Origin of the sequence: Acinetobacter bouvetii DSM 14964 = CIP 107468, from assembly GCF_000368865.1 — a bacterium.
Lineage (GTDB): Bacteria > Pseudomonadota > Gammaproteobacteria > Pseudomonadales > Moraxellaceae > Acinetobacter > Acinetobacter bouvetii.
This window is the reverse complement of sequence record NZ_KB849727.1, coordinates 832,662-845,860: the sequence shown is the minus strand read 5'-3', so window position 1 is coordinate 845,860 and position 13,199 is coordinate 832,662. Positions and strand designations below refer to the sequence as shown.

General features: G+C 45.3%; 11 protein-coding genes. All 11 read left to right on the top strand.

Features of this window, described 5'->3' with window-relative positions:
* Positions 1-57 precede the first annotated feature (57 nt).
* The 11 genes from pcaF to F941_RS10900 all read left to right on the top strand — a co-directional run bounded on the left by pcaF (position 58) and on the right by F941_RS10900 (position 13,179).
* A complete protein-coding gene (pcaF, locus tag F941_RS10950; RefSeq protein ID WP_005011167.1) occupies positions 58-1,263 on the top strand; it encodes a 3-oxoadipyl-CoA thiolase in 1,206 nt (401 codons plus the stop codon).
* A gap of 22 nt (positions 1,264-1,285) precedes the next feature.
* Positions 1,286-2,644 carry a 3-carboxy-cis,cis-muconate cycloisomerase gene (pcaB, locus tag F941_RS10945; RefSeq protein ID WP_005011164.1) on the top strand — a complete coding sequence of 453 codons (1,359 nt, stop codon included), beginning with the start codon at positions 1,286-1,288 and terminating at the stop codon, positions 2,642-2,644.
* Between the two features lie 8 nt (positions 2,645-2,652).
* On the top strand, positions 2,653-3,429 hold the full coding sequence (gene pcaD / locus F941_RS10940; RefSeq protein ID WP_018572556.1) for a 3-oxoadipate enol-lactonase: 777 nt from the start codon (positions 2,653-2,655) through the stop codon (positions 3,427-3,429).
* Between the two features lie 42 nt (positions 3,430-3,471).
* On the top strand, positions 3,472-4,827 hold the full coding sequence (locus F941_RS10935) for a 4-hydroxybenzoate transporter PcaK (RefSeq protein ID WP_005011160.1): 1,356 nt from the start codon (positions 3,472-3,474) through the stop codon (positions 4,825-4,827).
* A 14-nt stretch (positions 4,828-4,841) separates the two neighbouring features.
* The gene (gene pcaC / locus F941_RS10930) at positions 4,842-5,276 is read left to right on the top strand and encodes a 4-carboxymuconolactone decarboxylase (protein ID WP_004694728.1); all 435 of its coding nucleotides are present in this window, start codon (positions 4,842-4,844) and stop codon (positions 5,274-5,276) included.
* A gap of 26 nt (positions 5,277-5,302) precedes the next feature.
* Positions 5,303-6,028 (top strand): protocatechuate 3,4-dioxygenase subunit beta, encoded by a 726-nt coding sequence (gene pcaH / locus F941_RS10925; RefSeq protein ID WP_005011153.1) that lies wholly within the window; start codon positions 5,303-5,305, stop codon positions 6,026-6,028.
* Between the two features lie 15 nt (positions 6,029-6,043).
* Positions 6,044-6,673 (top strand): protocatechuate 3,4-dioxygenase subunit alpha, encoded by a 630-nt coding sequence (gene pcaG / locus F941_RS10920; RefSeq protein WP_005011151.1) that lies wholly within the window; start codon positions 6,044-6,046, stop codon positions 6,671-6,673.
* Positions 6,674-6,822: 149 nt separating this feature from the next.
* Positions 6,823-7,680, top strand: a complete 858-nt coding sequence (gene aroD, locus F941_RS10915; RefSeq protein ID WP_005011147.1) for a type I 3-dehydroquinate dehydratase — start codon at positions 6,823-6,825, stop codon at positions 7,678-7,680.
* Positions 7,681-7,724: 44 nt separating this feature from the next.
* The gene (locus F941_RS10910) at positions 7,725-9,197 is read left to right on the top strand and encodes a right-handed parallel beta-helix repeat-containing protein (protein WP_005011145.1); all 1,473 of its coding nucleotides are present in this window, start codon (positions 7,725-7,727) and stop codon (positions 9,195-9,197) included.
* A gap of 60 nt (positions 9,198-9,257) precedes the next feature.
* The gene (locus F941_RS10905; protein ID WP_005011140.1) at positions 9,258-10,577 is read left to right on the top strand and encodes a carbohydrate porin; all 1,320 of its coding nucleotides are present in this window, start codon (positions 9,258-9,260) and stop codon (positions 10,575-10,577) included.
* 178 nt (positions 10,578-10,755) lie between these two features.
* Positions 10,756-13,179, top strand: a complete 2,424-nt coding sequence (locus tag F941_RS10900; RefSeq protein WP_005011138.1) for a glucose/quinate/shikimate family membrane-bound PQQ-dependent dehydrogenase — start codon at positions 10,756-10,758, stop codon at positions 13,177-13,179.
* Positions 13,180-13,199 lie beyond the last annotated feature (20 nt).

Genomic DNA, 13,199 nt, shown 5'->3' with positions numbered 1-13,199 from the left:
GTGACTAGATACAGTTGATCTATCAGCAGAGTCCCGTTTTAAAGGACAAGATTAAAAATGAAAAACGCTTATATTATCGATGCCATCCGTACCCCATTCGGACGTTATGCCGGTGGACTCGCTCCGATCCGTGCCGATGACTTGGGTGCAGTGCCGATTCAAGCCTTAATGCAACGCAACCCTAGTGTGGATTGGACCCAAGTCGATGACGTGATCTACGGCTGCGCCAACCAAGCAGGTGAAGACAACCGTAATGTCGGTCGTATGTCTGCACTGCTTGCAGGTTTACCCGTTGAAGTTCCTGCCACGACAGTGAATCGCTTATGTGGTTCATCCCTAGATGCCATTGCGATAGCAGCCCGTGCAATTAAAGCCGGCGAAGCAGATTTAATCATCGCAGGTGGCGTCGAAAGTATGTCTCGTGCACCTTTTGTGATGGGTAAATCAGAAACAGCTTATGGCCGTAGCCAGAAGATTGAAGACACCACCATGGGCTGGCGTTTTATTAATCCTAAGCTCAAAGCGATGTATGGTGTAGACACCATGCCGCAAACCGCGGAGAACGTGGCACAACAATTTAATATTGATCGCGCAGATCAAGACCAGTTTGCCTTGGCGAGTCAACAGCGCACCGCAACCGCGCAAGCTCAAGGCTTTTTTACACATGAGATCATCCCTGTGAATATTCCACAGCGTAAGGGTGATCCGATTGTGGTCGACACGGATGAACATCCACGTGCATCGACCACCTTGGAAGCTTTGGCAAAACTGAAGCCAGTCGTGACAGCAGAAGGCACCGTCACTGCAGGAAACGCATCAGGCATCAATGACGGTGCGGCTGCTGTACTGATTGCTTCAGAACAAGCGATTCAAGTGTACCAGCTTAAACCGCGTGCCAAAATCATTGCTTCAACAGCAGTGGGTGTAGAGCCGCGCATCATGGGCTTTGCACCAGCACCTGCCATCAAAAAGTTACTCAAACAAGCCAATCTCACAATCGAGCAGATGGATGTGATTGAACTGAATGAAGCCTTTGCAGCACAAGCACTGGCGGTTACCCGTGATTTAGGTCTGGCAGACGATACGACACAAGTGAATCCAAATGGCGGTGCAATTGCGATTGGTCATCCACTGGGGGCTTCAGGTGCACGTTTAGTCACCACGGCTTTAAACCAGTTAGAACAAACCGGTGGAACCTATGCCTTGTGTTCAATGTGTATTGGTGTCGGTCAAGGCATTGCAATGATTATTCAGCGCGTTTAAAGCAGAGTTAAGGATAGCGATCATGAGCCAGTTATATGCCAGCTTATTTTACCAAAACGAGGTGACTGAAATTTTCAGTGATCGCGCGTTGGTGTCATACATGATTGAGGCTGAAGTTGCCTTGGCACAAGCACAGGCTCAAGTCGGTGTCATTCCAGAATCTGCGGCAACAGCAATTTCAAACATCGCAGCAACTGCACTCAATCAGATTGACTTTGATGCTTTAGCGGTTGCTACAGGCTTGGCGGGCAATATCGCGATTCCTTTTGTGAAGCAATTGACTGCGATTGTGAAACAAAGTGATGAAGATGCTGCTCGATATGTGCATTGGGGTGCAACCAGTCAAGACATTTTAGATACAGCTTGTATTTTGCAATGTCGTGCTGCAATGACGCATGTTGAAGCTTTAATTCACCAATGTTACCGCACTGCATTGGCTCAAGCTGAACAGTATCGTGCACAAGTGATGATTGGGCGCACATGGTTGCAGCAAGGGTTGCCGATTACTTTGGGGCATAAATTCGCGCGTTGGGCCTCGGCATTTCATCGTGATTTAGCACGTATTGAAGCCATGAAAGCACGTGTTTTTACTGCTCAATTAGGCGGTGCCGTTGGTTCATTGGCTTCATTGCAATCTCAAGGAACAGCGGTAGTTCAAGCATTTGCAGCGCAGTTACAACTTTCTGTTCCAAGCTGTACTTGGCATGGTGAGCGCGACCGTATTGTTGAAATCGCGAGCATCTTAGCAATGGTGACAGGTAGTTTGGGCAAAATGGCACGTGACTGGTCGTTGATGATGCAAACTGAAATTGCAGAAGTATTTGAGCCAGCAGCGAAAGGGCGCGGTGGGTCATCGACGATGCCACACAAGCGTAATCCTGTCGCTGCGGCATCCGTTTTGGCAGCAGCCAATCGTGTGCCTGTGCTGATGTCGAGTTTGTACCAAAGCATGGTGCAGGAACATGAGCGTAGTCTAGGTGGATGGCATGCAGAATGGTTGGCATTGCCTGAAATTTTCCAACTGTGTGCAGGCGCTTTAGAGCGGACTTTAGACGTGTTACAAGCCATGCAAGTTAATGCTGAGAACATGCAGCGTAATTTGGAATGTAGTACCCAAGGTTTAATTATGGCAGAAGCTGTAATGATGGCATTGGCACCACATATGGGTCGCTTACAGGCTCATCATTTGGTGGAAGCAGCATGTAAAACAGCCGTTGAAAAAGGTGTGCACTTAAAAGATGTGATTGCGGAATTGGATCAAGTCAAAGACTTGTTTAGCGCTGCTCAGATTTCAGAAATTTTTAAACCCGCGTCATATCTCGGCAATATTCAAGACCAGATTGATGCGGTGTTGCAAGAAGCAAAAGGAGAGGCAAAGTGAATATCACGATGACCAATCGTCAAGGCAAGACTTTATCTGTTGCAATCAGTGGGCAAGATCATGCACCTGTGATTGTATTTTCAAACTCATTGGGTACAGATAAAGGCATGTGGCAGCCGCAAGTTGTGGCATTTGAACAGCAGTTCAAAGTGGTGACTTATGACACGCGTGGTCATGGGCAAAGTGATGTGATTGAGCAGACCACTGTACAAAACCTTGCAGAAGATGTGATTGATATTCTGAACGGTTTAAACATTGAAAAAGCGCATTTTTGCGGGATTTCAATGGGCGGCATGACAGCTTTGTGGCTCGGTATTCACCATGCAGATCGTTTTCATAGCATCACTGTGGCGAATTCAGCAGCCAAAATTTGGACTGAAGAAGGTTGGAATGCTCGTGCAGATGCTGTGACAGCCAATGGCTTAGCAGACTTGGTCGCGACTACGCATACACGCTGGTTTAGTGAGCAGTTTGATTATCAACACGATGCTTTGGCACAGCGCACAATTCAATCTTTAGCGACTACGCCAGCACTTGGCTATGCAGAATCTTGCCGAGCGCTCGCGCAAGCAGATCTATCTACTCAAATTCAACAGATTCAGATTCCAACTTTAGTGATTGCAGGCGCATTTGACCCAGTTACGACCGTGGCAGATGGCATCTTTATGCAACAACAGATTCAAAAGTGTGAATTAGCGGTGATTGATGCATCGCATCTTTCCAATATTGAGCAACCTGAGCTGTTTAACCAAACCCTCAGTCAGTTCATTGGATCGATTCAATAGTTTAAGGATTTTTAAAAGGACTTTCAGCCCAAGGAGGCAGGTATGGCGTCTCAGGAATACGCTACTCAAAAAACGAGTATAGACGCACAAGCACTGATTAATGATGCACCGATTAGCAAATATCAGTGGTTGATCGCAATTGTATGTTTTCTCATTGTTTTTGTTGATGGTATTGATACTGCGGCAATGGGTTTTATTGCTCCAGCCTTGGCACAAGACTGGGGAATAGACCGCTCGCAACTGGGTCCAGTCATGAGTGCGGCTTTAGGCGGCATGATTATTGGTGCTTTGGTGTCTGGTCCAACCGCTGACCGCTTTGGGCGAAAGATTGTTTTAAGTGTTTCGATGCTGATTTTTGGTGGCTTTACTTTGGCATCGGCATATGCAGCTGACTTAAATACCTTGGTGATACTGCGCTTTTTAACCGGCATTGGTTTGGGTGCTGCGATGCCGAATGCAACCACGTTATTTTCTGAATATTGCCCGCAGCGCTCTCGCTCGCTACTCGTGACCTGTATGTTCTGTGGTTACAACTTGGGTATGGCAACAGGTGGTTTTATTAGCAGTTGGTTGATCCCAACCTTTGGTTGGCACAGCTTATTTTTACTGGGCGGTTGGTCGCCACTGATTTTGATGATCTTGGTGATTTTCTTCCTGCCAGAATCTTATCGTTTCTTGATTGTGAAAGGTCGTGACCCCGAAAAAGTTCGCAAAATTCTAACGCGTATTGCACCGACGCAAGTACATGGTGTTACTGAGTTTCATGTACCTGAAGAAAAAACGGAAGGTGGAGAGAAGAAAGGTGTGTTTGGCATGCTGTTCTCTCAGAAATATGTCAAAGGCACGGTTTTATTGTGGCTGACCTATTTTATGGGTTTGGTGATGATTTATCTGCTCACCAGTTGGTTGCCAACCTTGATGCGTGAAACAGGCGCAACCATGGAACGCGCTGCATTTATCGGTGGTTTATTCCAGTTTGGCGGTGTTCTCAGTGCTTTATTTATTGGCTGGGCAATGGACCGTTTCAACCCGAACCGCATTATTGCAGGCTTCTACTTTGTGGCTGGGATCTTTGCCTTTGCTGTAGGTCAGAGCTTAGCAAATCCAACCTTACTTGCCATTTTAGTGCTTTGTGCAGGTGTTGCAATTAATGGTGCGCAGTCGGCAATGCCAGCACTGAGTGCTCGTTTTTATCCAACCCAATGCCGTGCAACAGGTGTGGCATGGATGTCTGGGATTGGACGTTTTGGTGCGGTATTTGGTGCATGGATCGGCGCAGTTTTACTGGGTAATGACTGGTCATTTACTGCCATTTTAAGTCTGCTGTTAATTCCAGCAACAGCAGCAGCGGTCGCTATTTTTGTTAAATCATTGGTCGCACATACCGATGCGACCTAATTGAGGTTTCTCCCATGAATGATGAACAACGTTATGAACAAGGAATTACCGTACGCACTGAAGTGCTGGGTGAAAAGCATGTCGGTCGTTCACTTGAGAACTTGAATGATTTCAATGCCGACTTTCAAAATTTTATTAGCCGTTTTGCGTGGGGCGAAGTCTGGTCTAGACCAGGCATGCCGCGCCATACCCGTAGCTTAGTCACCATTGCCGTGTTATTGGCATTGGGCCGTGAAGACGAATTGCGTATGCATTTACGTGCTTGTTTTAACAATGGTGTGACCAAGGACGACTTAAAAGAGTTGATTTTGCACTGTTCACTGTATGCCGGTTTGCCCGCAGCCAATGCAGCCATGCACATGGCAGAAGAGGTTTTTGCAGATTTGGGTATTGCCCCGCAAAAGCTGAGCGAACAGCAACTTAGCCAAGCACAAACCAATCAAGAGTAATGGAACAAGATTAAGAGGGACGTCACATGTCGCAACTTATTTTAGGTGCTTATGCACAACGCAATACCGAAGATCACCCGCCAGCATATGCACCCGGCTATAAAACCAGTGTATTACGCTCGCCAAAAAATGCGTTGATCTCAATTGCAGAAACTTTAACTGAAGTGACTTCACCGCAGTTTAGTGCCGAACAGTTTGGGCCTAAAGATAACGATTTGATTTTGAATTATGCCAAAGAAGGTTTACCAGTTGGTGAGCGCATTATTGTGCATGGTTATGTCCGTGATCAGTTTGGACGTCCAGTTAAAAATGCTTTGCTCGAAGTGTGGCAAGCCAATGCTTCTGGCCGTTATCGTCATCCAAATGATCAGTTTATTGGTGCGATGGACCCGAACTTTGGCGGCTGTGGCCGTATGATGACTGATGCTAACGGTTATTTTGTATTCCGTACTATTAAGCCGGGTCCTTACCCATGGCGTAACCGCATTAACGAATGGCGTCCAGCGCATATCCATTTCTCTTTACTTGCAGATGGTTGGGCGCAGCGTCTGATTTCTCAGTTTTATTTTGAGGGTGATACGCTGATTGATTCGTGTCCGATTATTAAAACCATTCCTTCGGAACAACAACGTCGCGCGCTGATTGCTTTAGAAGACAAAAGCAACTTCATTGAAGCAGACAGCCGTTGTTACCGCTTTGACATCACTTTACGTGGTCGTCGTGCGACTTATTTCGAAAATGATTTGACTTAATTCAGGGAGAACAACATGAACCATTGGAACTTTCAAGAATTGCATGAAACTCCATCTCAAACAGGTGGACCATACGTACACATTGGTTTGTTACCACAACAAGCCAACATTGAAGTCTTTGAAAATAACTTTAACAACCAGCTAGTTAAAGAAAATACTTTAGGCGAACATATTCGCTTAGAAGGTCAAGTGTTCGACGGTTTAGGCTTGCCGCTACGTGATGTGTTAATTGAAATCTGGCAGGCGGATGCCAATGGTGTCTATCCAAGTGCGGCCGATATTCAAGGCAAAGCAGTCGATCCAAACTTTCTCGGTTGGGGACGTACAGGCGCAGACTTCGAAACTGGTTTTTGGAGTTTCAATACCATTAAACCAGGTGCGGTTCCGGGACGTAAAGGTACAACTCAGGCACCGCATATTGCACTGATCATCTTTGCTCGCGGGATTAACATTGGCTTAAACACGCGTGTTTACTTTGATGATGAAGCGGAAGCCAATGCACAAGATCCTGTACTGAAAGGCATTGAGTGGGCACCTCGTCGTCAAACGCTCATCGCAAAACGTGAAGAGCGTGATGGTGAAGTGGTGTATCGCTTTGACATTCGTATTCAAGGTGAAGATGAAACGGTCTTTTTAGATATCTAAGTTGATTAAGTTCAGTGCAGAACACTTTGCACTGGCTCGATAGATAAAAGTTTATACGTGGTGATGGTATGACCCATTTCATTCATCCCACGTATATTTGCCATTGATAACAGAAGTCAGGCAATAGTTTGTAAATACAAGGAAATGTAATGATGACAATCAAAAAAATTGCGATGCAACTTTGCTTAAGCAGTGCTGTTTTAGCGGCAATGCCTACGGCATTTTCAGCCGAAGTTGCCCCTACGACACAACACTATATGGTGAAAAACCTCAATATTGGTGACTTACCTGTCAAAACTATTGTGCCGATTACCGCAAAGACAGCTGAGCAAGCCATTGCCCAAGCGCAAATGATTGCCAGCAACCCAAACGCAGATGTGGCTGAGTTTCGCATCGACTTATTGGAATTTTCTGCGGACACTAAAAAAGTTATCGCATTGGGTCAGCAGCTGAATCAAATTTTAAAAGACAAACCGTTGATCGCGACCATTCGTACTCATAACGAAGGTGGAAAAATGACGGTGTCTGACCAAGACTATGAAAAGATTTATCGTGAATACCTGAAAAAGCCATTTATGCAATTGCTGGATATTGAAATGTTCCGTGATGCAGGCAGTGTGGCGAAATTAACCAAATTGGCACATGAAAAGAACGTGTTGGTGATCATGTCAAATCATGATTTTGCCAAAACCCCCGAACAACAAGAAATTGAAAACCGTTTGCTAAAACAAGATCAGATGGGTGCCGATATTCTGAAAATTGCGGTAATGCCAAAGTCAAAACAAGACGTCTTTACCCTCATGAATGCCACGTTGGCTGTGAGTCAAAAAAGTCATAAACCCTTACTGACTATGTCAATGGGGCAGTTGGGCACCATTTCACGTGTCGCTACGGGCAACATGGGCGGCAGCTTAAGTTTCGGCATGATTGGTGAAGCCTCTGCACCGGGTCAAATTGATGTGACTCAACTCAAACAGTTGCTCAAAACAGTACAACCGACCCCTTAATGCACTGTGTTATTCATCTTCAAGGATAGAAAAGGATTTAAAATATGAAACCATCAACCTTACGTTTGACCACATTGGTTTTGAGTTTAGCGGCATCAGGTTTTGCCAGTGCAGAAACTTATATTGTGGATCGCTATCAGGATGATAGTGTAAAAGGTTCACTGCGTTGGGCGATTGAACAATCGAATGCCAATGCGACGCAAGAAAATGAAATTCAAATCCAAGCTGTGGACAAAGCACCCTATGCAATTAAACTGAATCAGCCTTTACCACCAATTAAATCTTCAGTAAAGATCATTGGGACGCAATGGGACAAAACAGGCGAGTTTATTGCGATTGATGGTTCAAACTATATTAAAGGTGAAGGTGCGAAAGCCTGCCCGGGGGCAAATCCTGAACAGTATGGCACCAATGTCCGTACCACGACTTTACCGGGTCTGGTTCTTCAAGACGTGAATGGTGTGACCTTAAAAGGTCTGGATATTCACCGTTTTTGTATTGGCGTTTTGGTGAACCGTTCAAGCAACAACTTGATTCAACATAACCGTATCAGTAATAACTACGGTGGTTCAGGCGTGATGTTGACGGGTGATGACGGTAAGGGCAATCCGACCTCTACCACCACCAATAACAACAAAGTTTTGAACAACTTGTTTGTAGATAATGGCGATGGTTTAGAGCTGACGCGTGGCGCGGCATTTAACCTTGTGGCCAACAATCTATTTACTTCAACCAAAGCCAACCCAGAACCGTCGCAAGGTATCGAAATCTTGTGGGGCAATGACAATGCGGTGGTCGGCAACAAATTTGAAAACTACTCGGATGGTTTACAAATCAACTGGGGTAAGCGCAATTACATTGCTTATAACGAACTGACCAACAACTCGATTGGCTTTAACCTCACTGGTGATGGCAACATTTTTGACAGTAACAGAGTTCATGGTAACCGTCTTGGCATTGCCATTCGTTCAGAAAAAGATGCCAATGCCCGTACGACATTGACCAAAAACCTAATTTGGGGCAATGGCAAAGATATTAAACGCTGTGAAGCGGGTGGTTCGTGTGTACCTAATCAGCGTTTAGGCGCAATTGTGTTTGCTGTGCCTGCGCTTGAACATGCTGGCTTTGTGGGTTCTCGTGGTGGTGGCGTGGTCATTGAAGCGGCGAAACTGCAAAAAACCTGTACCCAGCCAAATGAGCAGGGCTGTAATGCGATGCCAAACCAAAACATTCAAGCTCCACGTTTAAGCTATAGCAAAGGACAGATTACCGCGACAGTTCAAGCACAGCCAAATCAACGCTACCAAGTTGAATTCTTTGCCAATTATCAAGCGAAGAGTCAAGAAGCAGAGCAGTATTTAGGTACTCAAGTGGTGACCACGAATGCACAAGGTCAAGGTCAAGCAACGTGGAAAGCATTGAATAGTGCTGCAAGTGTGACGGCGAATGTGACCGCCAATGTCACAGACCACTTGGGTGCAACTTCTGAACTGAGTCCAGCCGTTCGCATTAAATAATAAAAACCGCATGGAAAGCTCACCTGCGTTGAGCTTTCCTCACAAAAAAGGATGTTTGGGATGCAACAACTATTAAAGCTAGGCGCATTATCTTTGGCGCTTTTAACTTGCCAATTGGCTTCAGCCAATGAATTTTATTCAGCAGACCGTCAATGGTTATTCGGTGATTGGAACGGTGAACGGAAGCAACTGGAAGATCAAGGTTATAAATTTACAGCTTCAATTATGAGTCAAGCAGCGACCAATTTGGCTGGTGGTTATAACGATGACCGAAGTTTTGATAATGCCGCGCAGTTGACCTTAGGTGCCAATTTTGATTTAAACAAAATTGCAGGTTGGGAAAATACCACAGCAGGCTTGATGATTACCAAACGTGATGGTAACGCCCTAACGCTTGAACGAATTAAAGACCCTCGTGCCAGTACCTTGGGCAACAGCCAAGAAATTTATGGTCGTGGCAAAATTTGGCGCTTAACTCAGGCTTGGATCAAAACTGGATTTGATGATAACCGCGTTCAATTTAAGATTGGTCGTATGGGCATGTCGGATGACTTTAATAGTTCGCAATGTGAATTTCAGAATTTACTTTTGTGTGGCGGACAGCTTGGAAAATCCATCGGTTCGATTTGGTATAACTGGCCTGTCAGTTTATGGGGCACCAATGTTAAATACCAATTTGCACCAGACTGGTCACTTGGCATTGGCGTCTATGAAGTCAACCCAGACAATGTCAAAACAGACTCAGACAGTGATGGCTTCAACTTCGATATGGACAATGTCGAAGGGGCGACCATTCCAGTTGAACTGGCTTGGAAACCAAAACTTGCCACATTTAATGGCTTACCAGGTGAATATAAACTCGGTGCACTATATTCCACAGCAGAAGCTAAAGATGTGGGTACATCAGGAGAAATCCACGATGGCAAATATAGTTTTTGGTTGAATGCTCAACAACAACTGACTCAACACGGGGCTGATCCGAAGCGCGGTTTATATATCAGTTTCAATGGGGTCATCAATGACCGAGACACGACTGCTGTAGGAAGTACACAACAACTGGCACTTTGGTACAAAGGCCCTTTTGATAGCCGTCCAAATGATTCTATTGGTTTTGGTTTGGCCAACTATGTGGTGAATGACCGTGTGACGGACAAGCAAATCGCCACTAACGAAGGCCGTGGTTATTACAGTTATGACGCGCTTGCCAGCGATTACGTCCCAATTCAACATGACGAACTCAATGTTGAGTTGAACTATACCTATCAGTGGTCTCCTGCGGTGATGCTCAGACCCAACCTACAATATATCTATCAACCCTCTGGCGTGAAAGAAGTGGATGATGCTTGGGTGGCTGGTCTTAGCGTTAAGGTGAATTTTTAATCGTTTTTAAAGTGAAAGAGTGTTTAAAATGTAAGCAATACTATTGCTGAATTTAAACACTCTTTTTTCATTGTTGAAGCAAGTTAATTGTGGATGCTCAAAGTTTGGATGTGGTGTGAATGATGCTCAAAAAAAAGTAGGAGAGATCATTTAAAACACAGCATTTGGAGTAAAAAGTATGTCCGAAGCGCAATCTCAACCCATATTTAAAATATGGTGCTTTATATTAGGCTTAGCTTTATTGCTGACTGGCTTATTTTATTTAATCGGTGGTGGAAAACTGATTAGTCTAGGTGGTTCATGGTACTTCTTCATTGCAGGTTTATTAACCACTATTTCTGCAATATTTATTTTTAGAAAAAAAGCATTGGGTGTCTGGATTTTTGCACTGGTTTTTCTTGGAACCGTGGTCTGGGCACTGTTTGATGCAGGTTGGGATTTTTGGGCACTCCATTCACGGTTAATGTTTCCGGCGGGTTTATTTGCCGCACTCTGTTTTACCTTGCCTGCTATTCGTAAGTACCAATTTCAAATTTCGCCTTCGGCACCCGCTTATGCCTTAGGTGGTTTGACAGTGTTAGGTATGCTCGGTGGTTTGTATGGCATGTTTATTCCACATCCAACGGTAAAAGCCAGTGGTGAAGAACTACCCCTAGTGCCTGTAACAGCTCAAACCCAACAAGTGAATTGGTCGCACTATGGTAATGATGCTGGTGGAAGTCGTTTTGCTGCACTGGATCAGATCAACCGAAATAATGTATCTAAGTTAAAGGAAGCATGGCGCTTTCAAACAGGCGATATGACCACAGGTACGGGTAATGGCGCAGAAGACCAGCTCACGCCTTTACAGGTCGGTGATAAAGTCTTTTTATGTACACCGCATAACAACATTATTGCTTTAGATGCGGACACAGGTAAACAAATCTGGAAGGCTGAAGTGAATTCTAAAGCCGATGCTTGGGAGCGTTGCCGCGGTGTGGGTTACTTTGACTCGACTCAAGCCTTGGTACAACCGACTTTAGCTGGTGCAAGTGCGGTTACAGCGGTGGCAAATAATACCGCATGTCCACGTCGTGTTTATACCAATACACCTGATGGTCGTTTAATTGCAGTCAATGCCGATACAGGCGAACGCTGTAAAGACTTTGGTGTCGATGGAACGGTGAACTTACTGGAAGGTCTAGGTGCGGGCACGCAAGCGCCTCGTTTTGAAGTGACCTCGGCGCCAACCATTGCAGGAACCAGCATCATTGTCGGGAGTCGTATTGCTGACAACTTTGCAGCCGATATGCCGGGTGGTGTGATTCGTGCCTATGACGTGATTACTGGGCAGCTGCGTTGGGCTTTTGATCCACGTAACCCAAATCCAAACTATGTCCTAAAACCGGGTGAAATCTATAAACGTAGTTCAGCTAACTCTTGGGCGGCAATGTCCTACGACCCACAAATGAACACGGTATTTTTACCGATGGGCAGTTCGTCAGTCGATGTCTGGGGCGGAAATCGTCAACCTGTCGATCATAAGTACAATTCTTCCGTTTTGGCTTTGGATGCAACCACAGGTAAAGAAAAGTGGGTTTATCAAACCGTTCACAATGACCTCTGGGACTTCGATTTACCCATGCAGCCAAGCTTGGTCGATTTTCCAATGCAAAATGGGCAAACCAAACCTGCTGTTGTCATTGGCACCAAGTCAGGTCAGTTCTTTGTACTCGACCGTATTACGGGTCAGCCTTTAACCAAAGTGGTTGAGCAACCTGTAAAAGCTGCAGATATTCCTGATGAACAATACAGTGCAACTCAGCCACGTTCAGTTGAAATGCCACAGATTGGTAATCAAACTTTGACTGAATCGGACATGTGGGGCGCAACGCCATTTGACCAGTTGATGTGTCGTATTAACTTTAAATCCATGCGTTATGACGGTCTCTTTACAGCACCGGGTTCTGATATATCTTTAAGTTTTCCGGGTTCGCTGGGTGGGATGAACTGGGGCAGTATCGCATTTGACCCAACGCATCGTTATATGTTTGTCAACGATATGCGCCTAGGTCTGTGGATTCAGCTGATTAAACAAACGCCTGAAGACCTAAAACTTGAAGCCAGTGGCGGAGAGAAGGTCAACACTGGTATGGGCGCAGTGCCAATGAAAGGTACACCGTATAAAGTGAATAAAAACCGCTTTATGTCGGTACTAGGCATTCCATGTCAAAAACCGCCTTTCGGGACCATGACGGCGATTGATATGAAAACCCGTCAAGTGGCTTGGCAGGTGCCTTTAGGTACGGTTGAAGATACTGGTCCAATGGGCATTAAAATGGGCTTAAAAGCGCCGATTGGTATGCCAACCATTGGTGGCCCAATGGCGACCCAAGGTGGTTTAGTGTTCTTTGCTGCAACACAAGACTTCTACTTACGTGCCTTCAATTCATCTAATGGTGAAGAGTTATGGAAAGCGCGTTTACCCGTAGGTAGCCAAGGTACACCGATGAGCTACATTTCTCCAAAAACAGGCAAGCAATATGTGGTCATTTCCGCAGGTGGGGCACGTCAGTCGCCTGATCATGGTGATTATGTGGTTGCGTACAGTTTAGAGAATTAAAGTTATTGTGTTGAACTGAT